Here is a 17,214-nt window from a genome sequence, read left to right on the forward strand (position 1 = left end):
CTTCAACTGCCCTTACATTAGAACTAGCATAGCATTGTCTTAAATATTCTTCAATCAAAAAAGTGCTTACAACCTCGTGCGGGTAGTCTTTTGCAGAAAACTCAGCCCGGTGCTTGGTTGAACCCAAAAAGTCTGCTAAACTAGTGAACAGACATTTTAATTTGAAGGTGAAGTCATGTTTGCGCCCTATTTACTCGCCGTGGACACCCCGACCAAGCAAGTTTCGGTCTGGGTTAAGCTGGCCAAAAAAATCGATTGGCAACAAATTATCATCAACATTGGTGGTAAGGTCATCGAAATTGTACTCTTTATTTTACTGTTTTGGATCATCGACCGTCTCGGCAAACGCCTGATCCATCACATTTTCATCTCTAACGCGAAAACGAGCGATACGGCTAATAACCGGATCTCCACGATTTACACGTTAACGCTGAACATTTACCACTACATCATCATGTTCTTCGGGATCTACGCCGTTTTATCCGTCCTCGGTGTGCCGGTCGGAACCCTGATCGCCTCCGCCGGGATTTTCAGTGTGGCGTTAGGACTAGGTGCCCAGGGCTTCGTTAGTGACATCGTCACCGGCTTCTTTATTCTACTAGAAGACCAGATCGACGTTGGCGACTACGTTAAAATCGAAGCGGTCGAGGGAACCGTTTCCGCCATCGGGCTCCGGACGACCCAGGTAACCAGTCCGGACGGGACCTTGAACTTCATTCCCAACCGCCGAATCCTAATTATTAGCAACCAGTCGCGTAACGACATGCGGGTGCTGATCGACTTACCAATTCTGACGGCCACCCCGGTCAGTCAGCTTACCTCGGTTATCGACACGACCAACGTCAAGCTGGTCAAACAGTACCCGGATATTATCGGTGAGCCCGATATTCAGGGCGTCACCACCCAGGCTGACGGCACGTTAGTCTTTCGCGTCCAATTCTACGTTAAAAACGGGATGCAGTTTGCGATCCAACGCGACTTTTTAGCCGCCTACCTTGACGCAGCGAAGGCCGCCGGAATCACGTTGCCCTCACCAAGGGTGCCGTTAAGTCCAGTGAAATAGTCAAAGGGAGCCGTGACATGGTCACCGCTCCCTTTTTCGCAAAATAATAATTAAAACGGATCCCAAAAGTCAGCTCACTCAGCGACTCGTGGGATCCGTTTTAATTATTGTTGTAAGTCATTTCGGTGGGTCAAGTAGCCGGTCATCGCATCAACGGCGCGCATAATGGCAGCCGTGTGCGGGACCATGTGCTCCGAGTGCAGTGAATACGGGCTATCCACACCTAACCAGAACATCGTGCCCGGAATTTGGTGGATCAGGTAACCAAAGTCTTCACCGGTCATGGCCGGTTCGGTTTCAATAAAGTTGACCTGCTGATTGGCCTGCATGTACTGCATGAAGTCGGCCGTAATCGCATCGTTATTTTCAACCGGGTAGTAACCGCCCTGGTTGAGTTTCAAATCAACGTGGCAATCGTAAGCCAGCGCTACCCCTTCGGTGATCGTCCGCACCCGTTGTTGGATGTGTTCGTTCATCTCCTGAGTCAGCGCCCGGATCGTGCCGTCGATTTGGGCTTCACCAGCAATCACGTTGCCGATCGTGCCGGCGGTAAAGTGACCTAGCGTCACGACCCCACTTTGAATCGGGTCCACGTTACGCGCAACGATGGTTTGTAACTGTTGAACCAGTGCCGACCCGGCCACGACCATGTCGTTGGCCTGGTGCGGATAAGCGGCGTGTCCGCTCTTCCCGCTCAGGTGGGCGTGAATTTCACAAGTCCCCGCAAACAGGGTGCCCATCCGACAGCCAATTGCACCGGTCGGTAGGTTCGGGTTATCGTGAAACGCAAAGATTTCGTCCGGCATCCAGTCGGCCGTTAACGCGCCGCTTTCGTATAACCGTTTGCCACCCGACGCATTTTCCTCGGCCGGTTGGAACATAAAAATCATATCGGTTACCGGTTGGTGCTCAGCAAAGTAGCTTAAAATTCCGAGCGCTACCGACATGTGAATATCATGACCACAGGCGTGCATTCGCCCCGGGTGTTTTGACGCAAACGGCAAGCCAGTCTGTTCAGTCACCGGTAAGCCGTCGATGTCGGTCCGATAACCGATCCGGTAACCGTGCTTTTGACCACTAACTTTGACTAAGATTGCGGTATCCAACGTCGGCACCGTTTTAATCGTCAAGTAATCCTGCGGCATGGCCCGGATAATTGACAACAAGTAAGCCTGCGTTTCGTGTTCTTCTAATCCTAGTTCGGGAATCTGGTGGAGATGTCGATAAATCGGAATTAAATCGGTTTCCCGTAATGCCATTATTTATCCCCCCAACTTTTAAAGGTGCCGCAATTCGCTCATTAATTCGGTCTTGCTCTTGGTCTTATCGTCAATATCCTTGAGCTTGCGTGCCGGAACGCCACCAACAACGGTGTTAGGGGCTACGTCACTGATAACCACGGCGCCAGCAGCAATTACCGCGCCCTTACCAACGTGAACGCCTTCCAAAACGGAGCAGTTCGCACCAATCAGCACGTCATCGTCAATTTGTACCGGCTTAGCCGAAGGTGGTTCTACCACACCGGCTAACACGGTGCCGGCACCAATGTGACAATTTTTACCAACAATCGCACGACCACCAAGGATGGCGCCCATATCGATCATTGAGCCTTCACCAATTTCGGCCCCGATATTAATCACGGCCCCCATCATGACAACGGCGTTATCCCCGATTAAGACTTGGTCGCGAATAATCGCACCGGGTTCGATCCGGGCGTTATACTGCTTTAAATCGGCCATTGGAACCGCTGAATTGCGCGCTTGGTTTTCTAATTGGTAATCTTCAATCAAGCTGGCGTTCGCCTTTAAGAAAGGTTCAACGTCGGCCCAGTCGCCGAAAAGGACCCCAGCGTTACCGCTGAAAAAGGTCTTGATACCAGCTGGAACGTCCAGTTGGTCTAACTGCCCCTTGACGTAAACTTTAACGGGCGTTGTTTTCTTCGCACTGCCAATGTAATTAATAATTGCTTGTGCATCTAATTTTGCCATTGGAGACCCTCCATTATTGTCATTTTGGTTTTTCGTTAGTTGAAAAATCCTTTTCAATCATATCATACTGTTTCCCAATTTCATGGGTCAAAAAGTTAAAACTCTTCATGTATTCCCGGCGCGTCACGATTCCCAGAAACATCCCGTCATCACTAACGACCGGGACGAACGGGTCGTTGATCATCATGTGCAACGTCGCCTCGACGTCGTCCACGTTCGGCACCGTCTTCACTGCCGTTTCCATCACGTCACTGACGCGCTTTTCCATCAAGACATCCACGTTCAACTGGTCAAACCCCAGCATTTGCTCGGTGATCATTGGTAATGAGATCAAGCCCTTAAAATGACCGGCATTATCGAGGACCGGAATTCTTGAGTACTTGATCTTGGTCAGGACGAGAAACGCGTGGTACAGGTTATTATCCGCTTGCACGTTCGCAACAATGTCGGCCGGAATTAAGTAATGGTTGGCATTGCGCATCAGCATGTCCTTGACTGGTTGAATTAACATCCAGACACCCCTCTTTCAGGTTCATACCCTTATTTTACCTGAAAACGCTATTAAGTTAAGCTGTCTGAACGAATTTTTAACAATCTTTTATCCGGGAAAGTTAAAGGCTAGCTCCGGAACTGCGCGGCGCTGGCGGTCGTAATACTGAACGCTAACCCCCTTGGAATCAGTGGTGACGATGGCGTAAGTTCCGCCCAAACGGGTAAATTCACCGCGGGGTAAACTAATGCTGCCCGGATTTAACACGAGCATCCCGTCGTGACGTTCAACGCCTAACTGGTGGGTATGGCCAAAAAATACTAGCTGCGCGTTGGCCGCCTTAGCATCCGCTAATAAATACGAGAGGCCCATGTTGACCCCGACTAAGTGGCCGTGCGTCATGTAAACGGGGACCCCGGCAACCGTTTGGGTCACAACCGCTGGGAACTGATCGTCAAAGTCCATGTTACCGCGAACGACCGCCATCTCGTCAAAAACGGCGTCGTCAGCCGCTAACTCCGAATCGCCACAGTGAAAGAAGGCGTCGACTTTGCCACGGTAAGCGGCCAATAGCTGAACTAAAATATCCCGGTCCCCGTGACTATCACTGACAACTAAACATTTCATGCTTGCACCCACCATTCTTCAAATTTTTCCATTAAGCGTCGCAACGCCACACCGCGGTGACTAATGGCGTTCTTTTCCGCCGCCGTTAACTCCGCCAACGACTTCTGGTAACGGGACGACCAAAACAACGGGTCGTAACCGAAACCGTTAGCTCCGCGCGGCGTTGCCAGGATGCGACCCGGTAACTCACCGTTAACGACCAACTTCGCACCGTTAGGCTTCAAAGCAACCAGCGTGGTGTGGAAGGTCGCCGTCCGTTTCTCAGTCGGCACGCCGCCCAAGTTTGCCAGTAACTTGGCATTATTGGCCGCATCGTTATGGTCACCGGCGTAGCGGGCGGAGTAGACGCCCGGATCACCGTGTAACGCGTCGACCATTAAACCAGAATCGTCCGCAATCGCTGGGAGTCCGGTCGCCGTCACCACCGTCTGGACCTTCTTGGTGGCGTTTTCTTCAAAGGTAATGCCGTTTTCCTTGATTTCAGGAATGGCGGGAAAGTCCGCCAACGTTTTAATCTCAATCTCGTAATCTTTAAGCATCGCCGCAAACTCGCGCGCTTTATTGGGATTATTCGTGGCGATAATCAGGGTATGTGGTTGCGTCACTTGGTTCATCTCCTATCTCAACGTGGGTCACTTTGAAGTCCGGTCGTTCAAGCCAATCCTCGGCAATTGCCGCAAACTGGTCCGGTGAACCGGTAGTAAAATATTCATCTGGATAACGTTTCGTTGCGCTGGTATTTGCAATTCCCAAGTACGATAAAACCGACGAAACGTCGTTGACCGTCTCGGCCCCCGAATCGATCAGCGTTACGTCTGGTCCCATGACGTTCTGGATCAACGGCCGCAACAGCGGGTAATGGGTACAGCCCATCACGAGCGTGTCAACCTGGTGGGTCTTAAACGGCTGTAACGATTCCGCAACGACCCGCTTCGCCACCGGTGAGTGGTACTCGTTGGACTCGACCAACGGAACGAATTTCGGACAGGCTTCGGAAACGACCGTCACCCCCGGTTGTTGGTTGGTGATGGCCTGGTAGTAGGCCCCACTCTTAATGGTGCCAGCCGTCGCAATCACCCCAATCCGGTGACTCGTGGACGCTTTAATCGCCGCCCGCGATCCCGGTGCAATCACCCCGATGACCGGAATCGGTAACTTCGCCTTTAAATCGGCTAACGCCGCGGCGGTCGCCGTGTTGCACGCAATCACCAGCATCTTGATCTTTTTACGCATCAAGAAGTTCGCCATCTGCCACGAAAAGGCGCGTACCTGCTCACCGGGACGCGGGCCGTACGGTAAGCGGGCCTGGTCGCCAATAAAGTAGACCGTTTCACGTGGCAGCTGCTTTAACGCCTGCTTAACGACCGTTAATCCGCCAACGCCGGAATCCATGAAACCAATTGCATGTTCATCTGACATTTTCAAAATCTCCGTTCACTGAATTCTGAAACTACATTATGTTCTTTTTTGAAAATGATTTCAAGCCAGACCAATTGTCACAAATTTGTAAAGTTTCGGTTCATACTTTCAAAAAAGCCCGTTTTTTTTCGCAAACAAGGTATAATATCTATTATACTGTGGTTACAGCGCCACGATTTTACGCACGGAAAGGACCTATTATGTCAAACGACTTTTATTCTCAATTTGCGGGCAACGCCATTCGAACCTCCGTGTTAAGCGTGGAAGTTCTACGCGACGCCCTAATTCCCAACCTACTCGGAGATGAAAGTAGTGGAATCCTTTACTGGGCGGGCAAGGACCTCGCCCGTCAATTTCCACTGGGCTCAACGGACGACCTAGTGACCTTTTTTGAGCAGACCGGCTGGGGCCACCTGGTATTGATTAAGGCCACCGACACCGTTATCACTTACGAACTGACCGGTGAACCGGTCGCCCGCCGTAGCGCCGCCGTTAAAAAACCGGACTTCATGTTGGAAACCGGCTTTCTCGCTGAACAAGCGGTCCAACGCTTTGGGTGTGTTAGTGAGGCCGAGATTACCTTTCAAAACCGGATGCGGCTGCGCATTTCCGTCACGGTCGACCATCAACAACCACTAACCAACGCCGACCCACAGACCCCGATTGAGATTATGCACCCTGAAAGCGACCCGAACGAGCAACCCGAGGACTAAAAAAAGACGACCAATTTGGCCGTCTTTTTTGTAACCCGCAAAGTTTAGTTTACAGATATTGATCTAATTTTTGTTTGATTTGTTCCTTAGAGTGGTAACCCACGAGCGTGTCAACAACTTCGCCATCCTTTTTAACTAGCAAGGTTGGAATGCTCATGATACCAAAGTTACTTGCCGTGTCGGGATTAGCATCCACGTCCATTTTGTTAAATGTGACTTGGTCACCCATTTCATCCGCTAGTTGTTCCACAACTGGTGATTGCATCCGACAAGGACCACACCAAGTTGCCCAAAAGTCCGTTAACGTGACTCCCGTAGCAGTGTCTTTTTCAAAAGTTTTATCCGTAGTTGCTGCGACCATTTAAATCGGCCTCCCTAAATAGATATTTGTTACTATTAGTAAGTATACGCAGTTACGCTTAATAACACAAATAATTCGTTCACAATTTAATTCCCGATTACTTAAATTCAACTTCGGTTGCACCGTTCCCGCCGTGGTTCGGCGCGGCAAAGTGGAACGACTTGACCTGCCGGTTGGTCTTCAAATAGTCGGTGATGCCTTGGCGTAACGCCCCGGTCCCCTTACCATGCACGATGGTCACGGACGGGTACCCGGCTAATAACGCCGCGTCAATGTAGCGGTCGACCCGGGTCATCGCGTCTTCATAGCGCACGCCCCGTAAGTCAAGGTTAGGCGAAACGTGACTCGCATGGGCGCTTTGAACCGTTGCCCGGGCCCGTTTAGGTTCCCCTTCCGGCTTGACTTTTTCCATGTCGCCCTCGGCAATTTTCATCTTAAGGATGCCAAGTTGTACTTCCCACTGATGGTCCCCCATCTTTTGTACCAGCACGCCGCGTTGGCCGTACGACTTCACCAGTACGTCGTCACCTTCGTGGAACGATTGTTGGGCCTTGGCGCGTCGCAGCACCCGGTTCTTCTTGAGCTTCGGCTGCTGTTCGAGCGCGTTTAGGGCGCCCTTGGCATCGATCAATTCATTTTCCTTAACGCTACTGCGACCGCCAGCTAACTGCTTTTGGCGTAAATCGGCAATGATGGCGTCCGCCTTAGTCTTGCTCGTTGCAACGATGGCGTTAGCCTCAACCTTGGCGTCTTCCACCAGCTGATCCTTACGTTGCTGGTAAGCGTTAAATTCACTCTTCAACTGCCGGTGCAGCTTTTCTGAATCCGCTAATTGGTCGTTTAACTGCTGTTGCTCGTCCTCGACCCGCTTACGTTTTGCCACCAAATCGGCAATCATCGCGTTTAAGTCCTGACTATCACTGTCGGTCAGCGAACGGGCCTGATCCACGATGCTCCGCGGAATTCCTAGCCGTTGGGCAATGTCGAGCGCGTTACTGCGACCAGGAATACCGACTAGCAACCGGTAAGTCGGCTTCAGGGTTTGTTCATCGAACTCCATGCTAGCGTTGATCGTGTCCGGCCGGTTAAACCCGTAGGCCTTTAATTCCGGGTAGTGGGTCGTGGCGACGACCTGGCTTCCCGACGCCCCGATGGCATCCAAGATGGCAATTGCCAGCGCGGCCCCTTCTTGCGGGTCGGTCCCGGCACCCAGTTCATCGACCAACACGAGGCTACGGTCATCGATGACATTTAAGAAATGCTCGATGTTTTCCATGTGCGAAGAAAAGGTACTTAGGTTTTGTTCAATCGACTGCTCGTCACCAATATCGGCAAAAATTTCGTCGTAAATCCCAATGCGACTGCCCTCGTCAACCGGAATAAATAACCCCGACTGGCCCATCAGTTGCAGTAATCCCAAGGTCTTTAAGGTAATCGTCTTCCCACCAGTGTTCGGACCGGTGATGACAATGGCCTGATAGTCGGTGCCCAAACTAATATCGTTGGCGACCACCTTCTTGGCGTCAATCAACGGGTGGCGTGCCTGCCGCAAATAAACGGCATTGGTCGCCGATAGGCTCGGTTCAGTCGCACGGGTATCGTGGGCGTAACGGGCCTTGGCGTTAATAAAGTCAAAGTGCCCCAGCAAAGCCGCATTTTGTTTAATTTCTTCCTGGTACGGCGCAATCAAGTTGGACAGTTCAGCTAAAATCCGCTGTTCTTCCTGTTTTTCAGCAACCTGATTTTGTCGTAAGCGGTCGTTTAACGCCATGACCGCCTGCGGTTCAATGAACAGCGTCTGGCCACTGGCACTTTGGTCGTGGACGATACCGCCAAAGCGCGAGCGGTTCTCCGCCTTGACCGGGATCACGTAACGGTCGTTTCGAATCGTAATGATTGGATCACTCAAATACTTGGCGTCGCGCCCGCGGGTGTAGTGTTCCATTTTGCCACGGATTTCGGCTTCCGTTCGGGTAATGTTGCCGCGAATGGTGCTCAACTGTGGTGACGCGTCGTCGGTGATGTGACCGTCGCCTTCAATAGCGGTCGCCAAGCGCTTTGTCACTTCTGGTAACGTCACCAACTGCTGAACTTCGTCAAATAAATGGCGAATGTCATTTTCTGGAGCGTCCTCCAATAAGTCGTCAAAGAAACGGGTGATTGCCCGGGTCGTTTTGAGAACCCGACCAACCTGGCCCAGTTCACTCCCGTTTAAGGTGGCGCCGATTGCTAAGCGCTTCATGTGCGGCGTAATGTCGGCGAGGCGAGCAATCGGAATACCACCCTTCAGCCGGTAAACTTCCGCCCCGTCGTTGGTTTCATCTAACGCTAGTTGAATCGCTGCTTGGTCGTTCAACGGCGTCAAAGCGTTTAATTCTTTTTGACCAGCCGCCGACACTAGGTACGGTGCCAACTGCTGCTTAATTTGTTGATATTCTAAGGTGTTTAATACTTTAGGATTCACTAACTTAACCTCCGAAGCTTGAACCTGAATCACGAAGGTTGCAAAAAAAAAGAGGCTGCAGTTACTTGTCAGCATCCTCCGTTTGCATCTTCAATAGTTCTGCTTGTTTATCCACCTGGTCTGAGATCGCGTTGAAGGCGAGCAACGTCGCCACCTGCTGATCCGAAAGGTTCGGTGCTAATTTTTTTAATTCGTCAATCTGTTCATTCATCATCCGGGTCACCGTTTGCATGTGACGATCGGATGCCGTACCAATGATGGTGTACGTTTTACCATCGATTTCCGCCTTAAAACGGCGCTTCGTTTCAGTCATCAACATCCAACCTCCTTTCAGTAACATTACATATTTTAGCATGATACGGGCGTTTATGCGAACCTTAGAATTGACCGTTCCGCTAGTCACCGATTGGCGGCGGGAAGGTCGCGCCTACCGTTTGATCATTAGCCGTACCAATTCGGTTTGTGAAAACATTATTAATTGTATTGAATCGCGTTGTTTCAGCAAAGAAAGCGTTTACATAAGGTAAGTTTTCTGTTATAGTTCAATTTACCAAGGCTGATTAATACCACGTAAAGGAGGATTTTTCATGACAGGTTCATGGGATGCACGCTACGCAGCGGAATTTTTTGGAACGTTGATCCTAGTCGTTCTGGGTAACGGGGCTGTCGCCAATGCGTTTCTGAAAAACACGACCGGGAACGATGACCCGGGACTGGCTAACGGGGGCTGGCTACTCGTCGCTTCCGGTTACGGTTTAGGGGTCATGCTCCCCGCAATGATGTTCGGTTCCATCTCTGGGAACCACTTGAACCCAGCCGTTACGTTGGCGCAGGCCGTTGCCGGGATTTTCCCCTGGTCACACGTCACCGCTTATTTGATTTGGCAATTTTTAGGGGCAATGGCCGGTCAAATTTTAATCTTAATCGTTTACTGGCCCCACTATAAAGAAACGACCGACGCCAACTGCGTTTTAGGGACGTTTGCAACTAGCGACGAAGCTAACAGTCCGTTAAACGGTTTTATTACCGAAACGGTCGGCACCGCCGTACTCTTATTCGGTGCCATGGGGCTGTACCGCGGGATGTTTTTCCACCAAAACGTCGATATCGCCAACATCGGGGTCGGTCTACTGATTGCTGCCATGGTGATCTCCTTAGGGGGACCGACCGGACCAGCACTGAACCCCGCCCGTGATCTCGGCCCGCGGTTAGTTCACGCGCTCCTCCCCGTACCAAATAAGGGGTCCTCACACTGGGAATACGGCTGGGTACCGGTCGTAGCCCCAATCGTTGGCGGTATTATCGGAATCCTGGTTTACCGCCAGTTCTTCGGCTTATAAACCATTACCGCGCTTAACGACTCAATTGACGGCAAGAAAATGGCAATTATTATTCGTGGCAGCCTCGGGGGACGTTTACTTAGGTCACCGGCGCGGAAAAGTGCATAGTAAAACGGCGCGTCACATCAACGTTCGTTGGTGTGGCGCGCCGTTCTTTCGGCAATTAATTACTGCATCCCGCCGTCTTCGGCTAAGAACGTGTTTAACACTTGTTCGACCATGTCCCACTCTTCGTCGGATTCGATCAGTTGTAATTCCCCGTTATCGCCATCGGCCGGGTCGAAGATGTAGGCTTGAATATCAACCTCATCGTCCGCCGCAGCGTCAGCCGGGTACAGTAAGATGTACGAATGTCCAAAATCTTTGGAATCAAACGTAAATAAAATATTAAATAAAGTTTCGTTACCATCGTCGTCAACTAAGGTAATGACGTCGTTTTCGTTACTTTGGTTTTGGCTCATGTTAGTTCCTCGCTATTCTTTTGTGAGTTTGCCGTGACGGTCAAGGTAGTTTTGTAAGATCAGGCTAGCGGCAAGCTTGTCGATCACCTTTTTACGCTTCTTACGCGACGTATTAGCTTCTTCAACCAGCATCCGTTCGGCTTCAACAGTCGTCAGACGCTCGTCTTCAAAGTCGACAGGCATCCCGAAACGGGCCGTGAGTAAGTCACCGTAATGCTGAGACGCCTCGGCCCGTGGTCCCAAGCTATTATTCATGTTCTTGGGTAAGCCGAGCACGAACCCCTGGGTGTCGTGTTCCTTGACTAATTCCGCAATTCGGTCAATTCCAAATTCTTCCTCATCTTCGTTGATCCGCACAATTTCAACACTCTGCGCGGTCCAGCCGAAAATATCACTTACGGCAACGCCGACAGTTCTGGAACCGACATCTAACCCCATTAACTTCATGCATTTACATCCTTGTCTGCCTTCAAATATGACTTGACCAGTTCTTCAATAATTTCGTCACGCTGATGCTTACGAATTAAATTCCGAGCGTCGTTCAAGCGCGGGATATACGCTGGATCACCAGATAGCAAATAACCCACAATCTGGTTAATCGGGTTATAGCCCTTTTCCTGTAACGCTTCATAAACCGTCGTTAGCGTGTCGTGGACATCCTTAACGCTGTCATTGTCGAAGTCAAAATACATTGTTTTGTCTAATGAACTCATATAAAGCACCTCCCGCTAGTTTCCGCTTCTAATCTATTCTACTAAATGCCCATATGAAGTACAATCAATCCATTCTGATGTAACACATTCGTAACAAAAAAAGCGTGTGCCAAAAGTCGGTGAGTTGGTGAGCATTAACGGCAGAGGGCGAATAATTCTGGGCTTGGATTGGTGGACCTACGGGGTTAAGCGGAGCCAACTGACTTTGGGCGCACGTTTCGGCTATCAATATTCGGAGACACACAAAAGGCTGTGACTAACGTCACAGCCTTTCCAACACGACTTTACATTAACTGGTTACTAAATTACTTGGCTGCCAACCAATCGTGAGCCGCTTGCATGGCATCTGGTAAACCGGCCGGGTTCTTACCACCCGCCTGGGCAAGAGTTGGCCGACCGCCACCACCGCCACCAACTTTTGGTGCGATGGCTTTGATCAGGTCGCCCGCTTTGATGCCGGCCTTGACCTTGTCGTCACTGACCGCAACTAACAAGTTGACCTTTTCACCGATGACCGTCCCTAAGACCAGCACGTCGGAATACTGCTTGGCTTTCCAAGTATCGCCGAGTTGCCGGAGTTGATCCATACCGGAAACGTCGATGGCTTGGGCAATCAAGGTCGTACCGTTCACGTCTTCGACTTGTTCGAAGACCGCACCAGCCTGTTGCTTGGCTAAGCGACTTTCCAACTTGGCACTCTTTTGTTGTTCGGCCTTCAAGTCCGCTTGTAACTGGCTGATCCGGTCCGGCACGTCGGTCAACTGCGGTGCCTTGACTTGGGCCGCAACCCGTTTCAAGGTCGTTTCCTCGTTAGCTAACAATTCAAAGGCTTCCTTCGAAGTAACGGCTTCGATCCGGCGAACTCCGGCACCGACGCCCCCTTCGGAAACAATCTTGAAGAGCCCGAGTTCACTACTATTTTTAACGTGGGTCCCACCGTCAAACTCGATTGAGTAATCACCAATTGAGACGACCCGCACGATCTTACCGTATTTCTGAGTAAAGACGGCAATGGCACCCATCTTATGGCCGGTTTCCTGGTCGGTCTGGATGGCTTTGACCGGGAGTGCCGCCCAAATCTTATCGTTGACGATTTGTTCAACCTTCGCCAATTCTTCGTCGGTCACCTGACCAAAGTGGGTAAAGTCAAACCGCAAGTAGTCAGGTTCGACCAGCGAACCGGCTTGTTGGGTATGTTCACCCAGTACGTCACGCAAAGCTTGGTCCAGCAAGTGGGTCGCCGTATGGTTCTTTTCGACCTTCGCGTGGAAGGCCAAATCGACGTTCAAGCGGTACGTTTGGTCCTTATGCATTGGTTTTAAGACCTTAACGGTGTGCAGGTGTTGCTTGTTCGGTGCGTTTTGCACGTCGGTCACCTTCGCCACCGTCTGACCATCAGCATTCAAAATCACCCCGCGGTCGGCAACTTGGCCCCCCATTTCGGCGTAGAATGGCGTTTTACTGAAAAACATTTCGGCGGTGCCACTTTCAACCGTATCAACCAGCTGTTCATCAACAATAATGTCAGTCAACACACCGTCAACGTCGGTTAATTCGTCGTAACCCACGTACTCACTCGGTGTCTTGATATCGATTAAGAGGCTCCGTTGAACCCCCATCGACTTGGCACCGCTACGGGCTTTTCTGGCACGGTCGCGTTGTGCCTTCATTTCGGTTTCAAAGCCGGCTTCATCGACTTGCATGTCTTCGTCGCCCGCGTATTCCTTGGTTAATTCGAACGGAAAGCCGTACGTATCGTATAACTTAAAGGCGTCCTTACCAGGCAAGGTATCCTGACCAGCCTGCTTGGTTTCGGCAATCAAGTTATTCAGTAAACTGAGGCCGTCGTTCAACGTTTCGTTGAACCGACTTTCTTCAGAAGCAACGATTTTTTCAATGTAGGCCGCGTTCTTCAAGACGTCCGGATAGTGCGATTGCATGATTTCGCCAACGATTGGCACCAGTTTATCTAAGAAGGCTTCTTTCAAGCCTAACTTTTGACCGTGCAAAATGGCCCGCCGAATCAAACGGCGAATGACGTAGCCGCGACCTTCGTTTGAAGGTAAGGCCCCGTCGGAAATTGCAAAGGTAATCGCACGCGCGTGGTCGGCGATTACTTTAAAGGAAACGTCGTCCTGGTCATTGTCCCCGTAATGCTTGTCAGCGCTCAGTTCCTCAGTCTTGCGGATAATTGGCAAGAATAAGTCGGTTTCAAAGTTAGTCGGCGCGTTTTGGAAAATCGAAACGACCCGTTCAAGCCCCATCCCCGTATCAATGTTTTTCCGTGGTAACGGTTCGTAGGTGCCTTCCGGGGTGTGATTGAATTGTGAGAACACGATGTTCCAAACTTCCAAGTAGCGTTCGTTTTCGCCACCCGGGTAGTTTTCCGGATCATCGGCCGCTAAGTTATTAAAGGCCTCACCGCGATCGTAGAAGATTTCTGAATCCGGACCGGACGGGCCTTGACCGATGTCCCAGAAGTTATCTTCGACCTTGATGATGTGGTCAGGGCTAACGCCGGTCGCTTCCCAGTACTTAACCGCGTCGGTATCCTTAGGGTAAACCGTCATGTAAAGCTTGTCCGGATCCCAACCAAACCACTTCGGTGAGGTCAATAATTCCCACGCCCACGCGATGGCTTCCTTCTTAAAGTAATCACCGACCGAGAAGTTCCCCAGCATTTCAAATAACGTATGGTGACGGGCAGTCCGACCAACGTTTTCAATATCGTTGGTCCGGATACTCTTTTGCGAACTGGTCATCCGCGGGTTATCCGGGACGACCGACCCGTCAAAGTACTTCTTCATTGTGGCGACCCCGGAGTTGATCCAAAGTAAGGTCGGATCATCGACCGGAACCAGTGAGGCACTCGGTACGATGGTGTGGCCCTTTTCGTGGAAAAAGTCCAGGTACATTTGCCGAATTTCACTACTACTCAATTGTTTCATTAAATTTGGCACCCTTTCTGATTTATGCATTTAGGCAAAAAAACACCGTTGCGAGCAAAGACGCTGTTAACGCGGTACCACTTTGCTTGCAACGATGTGTTCGTTTACCCCTTAAGCTCATTAACGCTGAGAAACGGACTAGTTTGCTAGTCAGCACTTCCAGGTAGCATCCAAACCGCACCGCACTTTTTCCAGCAACCAAAGTGTTTCTTGACTGTCATGCGCTTTGAACATGTCCTTACTTTGAAAAGTATATGAGTCTTGGGCGGGCTTGTCAATCACCTTAGCCCATTAAGACTTCCGATCCTTACGGGCTTTACGAGCCGCGGCCCGTTGCTCGATTCGGCGATCCATGCGGGCCTTGTCACTGATCTTTTTACGAATGCGGCGTTTATAGCCCGGTTTGATTTTCTTCTTCGACTTCTTGACGTAGCCAATCAAGGTTGGGTCCAACTTTTCCTGCTTTGGTCCGCGCTTAGTCCGGCGGTTCCGATCGTAAGAGTCGACGATTTCGCCGTCACGGATGGCTTTGGGTTCGAACTTAATCCCCATCGCTTCGACCGCGCTGACCTTATCCTCTTCACCGGGGCTGTAAAGCGTAATTGCCGTCCCGGGCATACCGTTACGACCGGTCCGGCCGACCCGGTGAATAAAGAATTCCAAGTCGGTTGGAATGTCGTCATTAATGACGTGCGACACCCCTTGAATATCAATCCCACGGGCGGCCAGGTCGGTAGCGACCACGAATTGATACTTCAGGTTTTGGACGTCCCGCATCACCCGCTTACGTTCCCGCGGTTGAATATCCCCGTGAATCATCGCAACCGTTAAGCCCTGTTGCCGTAAATAGCGGGTCAGTTCCTGAACCCGTTCCTTCGTGTTGGCAAAAATCAAGACTAGGTACGGTTCACCGATTGTTAACAAGCGGTAAATAATACTATTTTTATCGTGACTCTTAGTCGAAATCAACCAGTTATCAATGGTTGGACTGATCACCGATTCAACCGGAATTTCTTCCATGACCGGGTTATTCATGTACTTCTTCAAAAACGGTGTGAGTTTTTGCGGCATGGTGGCCGAAAAGACCAACATTTGCAGGTCGGCCGGCATCCGCCCGGCAATTTGGTCAACGACGTCCAGGAAGCCGAGGTCGAGCGTCATATCGGCTTCATCAACCACTAACTGAGTGGCGGTGTGCACGTCTAACGCTTGTGAGCGCATTAGGTCTAAAATCCGGCCCGGCGTCCCGATAATTAATTGGGGTTGGTGGCGGTGTAACTTGTCAATTTGGTCCTGCTTATCGGTTCCACCAACGTACAAGCCGATGTGAATCGCCTTGGGACTATGCTTGATCAACTGCTTAGCAGCCGCCTGAATTTGGTACGCTAGTTCCCGACTCGGGGTCGTAATGACGGCTTGGACCCGCCGTTCGTCGGCGTTAAGCTGGTTAATCATCGGTAGTAAGAAGGTGTGGGTCTTCCCACTCCCCGTCGCCGATTGCCCGATAACGCTGCGCCCGGCCGCGATGACTGGAATTAACTTTTCTTGCACCTTGGTCGGTTTACGAAAATTAATTTCGGTTAACGCCTGCATCAAAAACGGCTGTAATTTAAATTCTTCAAAACTTGCGGTCATACTTAAACCTCTTTCTCATAGTGGCTGGCTACTTGGTCCAGCTCGCGAACAACGGCTTCGATTTCCGCTTGGTCAGCCGCCTTAGCGCCACTGGCCATGGCGTGGCCGCCACCGCCGTGGTTTTTAGCCAGGTCGTTAATGGCCGGGCCCTTCGACCGTAGCCGAATCCGGAAGTCGCCTTCCTTTTGTTGGACGAAAATCGCCCAACACTTAACCGTGTCGATACGACCGGGTAACGGTACGACCCCCGCGGTGCTGGCGTCGCCAATTTCGAACGAATCCATTAATTCGTTGGTCAAAATAACGTACGCGGCTCCCGAATCAAGTTGCGTTAGGTGTTCGTAAACGTAGGCCGACAACCGAGCAACCGGCAAGGTGATCGTATCCTCGATGCGGTTAACGGCGGTAGCATCCGCCCCCGCTTCCATCAAAGCCGCGGCGGCCCGCATCGTACTTGGCTTAGTTGCCGAGTACAAGAAGCGGCCGGTATCGCCGACAATGCCGGCGTAGAGTAGTCGCGCCGCGTTGGCACTAAGCGTTAGCTCGTTGCCAACTTGCGCGTACCAATTATAAATCATCTCACTGGTGCTCGAGGCGTCCACGTCGACCCACTGTGGATCACCGAACGCGTCATCGTTAGGATGGTGGTCGATTTTGACCACTGTCTTTCCCTTTTGCCAAAACTCGCCGTCGATTCGCGGTTGGTTGGCCGTGTCAAGGATCAATACCAACGCGTCTTGGTAGTCGTCCTCGGTCACGTCGTCCATCTGGCCTAACCAGTCGAAACCGTGGTACTGTTTGCCGGGGGCTAACACCTTTTTATCCGGAAAACTTGTTTTGAGCACGTCCGCCAAACCGAGTTGACTCCCGATGGCATCCGGATCGGGACGCTGGTGGCGGTGAATAATAATGGTTTTTGCTTGTTTAATTAACGTTAAAATTTCTGTTTGGACGGTCATAATGATCCTTCCCATTTCTTAATTTACTGGCGG

General features: G+C 51.0%; 18 protein-coding genes. 3 read left to right on the forward strand and 15 right to left on the reverse strand.

The window, feature by feature from the left end; genetic code table 11:
* Positions 1-175 precede the first annotated feature (175 nt).
* On the forward strand, positions 176-1,063 hold the full coding sequence (locus tag FFM82_RS00840) for a mechanosensitive ion channel family protein (protein WP_137643972.1): 888 nt from the start codon (positions 176-178) through the stop codon (positions 1,061-1,063).
* A gap of 104 nt (positions 1,064-1,167) precedes the next feature.
* Here the strand turns inward: FFM82_RS00840 and FFM82_RS00845 are convergent, their stop codons facing one another.
* The 6 genes from FFM82_RS00845 to racE all read right to left on the reverse strand — a co-directional run bounded on the left by FFM82_RS00845 (position 1,168) and on the right by racE (position 5,587).
* On the reverse strand, positions 1,168-2,322 hold the full coding sequence (locus FFM82_RS00845) for an N-acetyldiaminopimelate deacetylase (protein WP_137643973.1): 1,155 nt from the start codon (positions 2,320-2,322) through the stop codon (positions 1,168-1,170).
* Between the two features lie 18 nt (positions 2,323-2,340).
* Complete coding sequence (gene dapD, locus FFM82_RS00850; RefSeq protein ID WP_137643974.1) at positions 2,341-3,051, reverse strand: 2,3,4,5-tetrahydropyridine-2,6-dicarboxylate N-acetyltransferase; 711 nt, start codon at positions 3,049-3,051, stop codon at positions 2,341-2,343.
* A gap of 19 nt (positions 3,052-3,070) precedes the next feature.
* Positions 3,071-3,562, reverse strand: a complete 492-nt coding sequence (gene cbpB, locus FFM82_RS00855) for a cyclic-di-AMP-binding protein CbpB (protein WP_137643975.1) — start codon at positions 3,560-3,562, stop codon at positions 3,071-3,073.
* An 87-nt stretch (positions 3,563-3,649) separates the two neighbouring features.
* Positions 3,650-4,168: a metallophosphoesterase gene (locus tag FFM82_RS00860; protein ID WP_137643976.1), complete on the reverse strand. Its 519-nt coding sequence runs from the start codon at positions 4,166-4,168 to the stop codon at positions 3,650-3,652.
* Positions 4,165-4,773, reverse strand: a complete 609-nt coding sequence (locus FFM82_RS00865) for an XTP/dITP diphosphatase (protein WP_137643977.1) — start codon at positions 4,771-4,773, stop codon at positions 4,165-4,167. Before FFM82_RS00865 ends, FFM82_RS00860 begins: the two co-directional genes overlap by 4 nt.
* The gene (gene racE, locus FFM82_RS00870) at positions 4,736-5,587 is read right to left on the reverse strand and encodes a glutamate racemase (RefSeq protein ID WP_137643978.1); all 852 of its coding nucleotides are present in this window, start codon (positions 5,585-5,587) and stop codon (positions 4,736-4,738) included. Before racE ends, FFM82_RS00865 begins: the two co-directional genes overlap by 38 nt.
* 200 nt (positions 5,588-5,787) lie before the next feature.
* Between racE and FFM82_RS00875 the strand changes: the two genes are divergently transcribed.
* Positions 5,788-6,300, forward strand: coding sequence for a YslB family protein (locus tag FFM82_RS00875; protein ID WP_225425568.1), 513 nt, complete (start codon positions 5,788-5,790; stop codon positions 6,298-6,300).
* 49 nt (positions 6,301-6,349) lie between these two features.
* Here FFM82_RS00875 and trxA read toward each other — a convergent pair whose 3' ends face one another.
* The 3 genes from trxA to FFM82_RS00890 form a co-directional block, all read right to left on the reverse strand.
* On the reverse strand, positions 6,350-6,661 hold the full coding sequence (gene trxA / locus FFM82_RS00880) for a thioredoxin (RefSeq protein ID WP_137643980.1): 312 nt from the start codon (positions 6,659-6,661) through the stop codon (positions 6,350-6,352).
* A 97-nt stretch (positions 6,662-6,758) separates the two neighbouring features.
* Positions 6,759-9,125, reverse strand: a complete 2,367-nt coding sequence (locus tag FFM82_RS00885) for an endonuclease MutS2 (protein WP_137643981.1) — start codon at positions 9,123-9,125, stop codon at positions 6,759-6,761.
* A gap of 61 nt (positions 9,126-9,186) precedes the next feature.
* On the reverse strand, positions 9,187-9,438 hold the full coding sequence (locus FFM82_RS00890) for a cell division protein ZapA (protein ID WP_137643982.1): 252 nt from the start codon (positions 9,436-9,438) through the stop codon (positions 9,187-9,189).
* Between the two features lie 274 nt (positions 9,439-9,712).
* On the opposite strand from FFM82_RS00890, the gene FFM82_RS00895 reads away from it, so the two are divergent.
* Positions 9,713-10,465, forward strand: coding sequence for an MIP/aquaporin family protein (locus FFM82_RS00895; RefSeq protein ID WP_137643983.1), 753 nt, complete (start codon positions 9,713-9,715; stop codon positions 10,463-10,465).
* 167 nt (positions 10,466-10,632) lie between these two features.
* Here the strand turns inward: FFM82_RS00895 and FFM82_RS00900 are convergent, their stop codons facing one another.
* The 6 genes from FFM82_RS00900 to FFM82_RS00925 all read right to left on the reverse strand — a co-directional run bounded on the left by FFM82_RS00900 (position 10,633) and on the right by FFM82_RS00925 (position 17,181).
* Positions 10,633-10,926: a DUF1292 domain-containing protein gene (locus tag FFM82_RS00900; protein WP_137643984.1), complete on the reverse strand. Its 294-nt coding sequence runs from the start codon at positions 10,924-10,926 to the stop codon at positions 10,633-10,635.
* 12 nt (positions 10,927-10,938) lie between these two features.
* Positions 10,939-11,373 carry a Holliday junction resolvase RuvX gene (gene ruvX / locus FFM82_RS00905; RefSeq protein WP_137643985.1) on the reverse strand — a complete coding sequence of 145 codons (435 nt, stop codon included), beginning with the start codon at positions 11,371-11,373 and terminating at the stop codon, positions 10,939-10,941.
* Positions 11,370-11,639: an IreB family regulatory phosphoprotein gene (locus tag FFM82_RS00910; protein ID WP_137643986.1), complete on the reverse strand. Its 270-nt coding sequence runs from the start codon at positions 11,637-11,639 to the stop codon at positions 11,370-11,372. The genes ruvX and FFM82_RS00910 overlap by 4 nt, the downstream gene beginning before the upstream one ends.
* A gap of 305 nt (positions 11,640-11,944) precedes the next feature.
* Positions 11,945-14,587, reverse strand: coding sequence for an alanine--tRNA ligase (alaS, locus tag FFM82_RS00915; protein WP_137643987.1), 2,643 nt, complete (start codon positions 14,585-14,587; stop codon positions 11,945-11,947).
* A 291-nt stretch (positions 14,588-14,878) separates the two neighbouring features.
* Complete coding sequence (locus tag FFM82_RS00920) at positions 14,879-16,222, reverse strand: DEAD/DEAH box helicase (protein WP_137643988.1); 1,344 nt, start codon at positions 16,220-16,222, stop codon at positions 14,879-14,881.
* Positions 16,223-16,224: 2 nt separating this feature from the next.
* Positions 16,225-17,181 (reverse strand): DHH family phosphoesterase, encoded by a 957-nt coding sequence (locus FFM82_RS00925; protein WP_137643989.1) that lies wholly within the window; start codon positions 17,179-17,181, stop codon positions 16,225-16,227.
* Between the last annotated feature and the right edge of the window lie 33 nt (positions 17,182-17,214).

This window comes from Lactiplantibacillus plajomi, assembly GCF_005405405.1.
GTDB classification, from domain to species: domain Bacteria; phylum Bacillota; class Bacilli; order Lactobacillales; family Lactobacillaceae; genus Lactiplantibacillus; species Lactiplantibacillus plajomi.

Coding starts and splice junctions, on each gene's coding strand:
- FFM82_RS00925 (WP_137643989.1), bottom strand. CDS start 17,181: ATGACCGTCCAAACAGAAATTTTAACGTTAATTAAACAAGCAAAAACC.
- FFM82_RS00895 (WP_137643983.1), top strand. CDS start 9,713: ATGACAGGTTCATGGGATGCACGCTACGCAGCGGAATTTTTTGGAACG.
- trxA (WP_137643980.1), bottom strand. CDS start 6,661: ATGGTCGCAGCAACTACGGATAAAACTTTTGAAAAAGACACTGCTACG.
- FFM82_RS00875 (WP_225425568.1), top strand. CDS start 5,788: ATGTCAAACGACTTTTATTCTCAATTTGCGGGCAACGCCATTCGAACC.
- FFM82_RS00900 (WP_137643984.1), bottom strand. CDS start 10,926: ATGAGCCAAAACCAAAGTAACGAAAACGACGTCATTACCTTAGTTGAC.
- FFM82_RS00845 (WP_137643973.1), bottom strand. CDS start 2,322: ATGGCATTACGGGAAACCGATTTAATTCCGATTTATCGACATCTCCAC.
- FFM82_RS00860 (WP_137643976.1), bottom strand. CDS start 4,168: ATGAAATGTTTAGTTGTCAGTGATAGTCACGGGGACCGGGATATTTTA.
- ruvX (WP_137643985.1), bottom strand. CDS start 11,373: ATGAAGTTAATGGGGTTAGATGTCGGTTCCAGAACTGTCGGCGTTGCC.
- FFM82_RS00890 (WP_137643982.1), bottom strand. CDS start 9,438: ATGACTGAAACGAAGCGCCGTTTTAAGGCGGAAATCGATGGTAAAACG.
- FFM82_RS00920 (WP_137643988.1), bottom strand. CDS start 16,222: ATGACCGCAAGTTTTGAAGAATTTAAATTACAGCCGTTTTTGATGCAG.
- FFM82_RS00840 (WP_137643972.1), top strand. CDS start 176: ATGTTTGCGCCCTATTTACTCGCCGTGGACACCCCGACCAAGCAAGTT.
- racE (WP_137643978.1), bottom strand. CDS start 5,587: ATGTCAGATGAACATGCAATTGGTTTCATGGATTCCGGCGTTGGCGGA.
- dapD (WP_137643974.1), bottom strand. CDS start 3,051: ATGGCAAAATTAGATGCACAAGCAATTATTAATTACATTGGCAGTGCG.
- FFM82_RS00910 (WP_137643986.1), bottom strand. CDS start 11,639: ATGAGTTCATTAGACAAAACAATGTATTTTGACTTCGACAATGACAGC.
- cbpB (WP_137643975.1), bottom strand. CDS start 3,562: ATGTTAATTCAACCAGTCAAGGACATGCTGATGCGCAATGCCAACCAT.
- alaS (WP_137643987.1), bottom strand. CDS start 14,587: ATGAAACAATTGAGTAGTAGTGAAATTCGGCAAATGTACCTGGACTTT.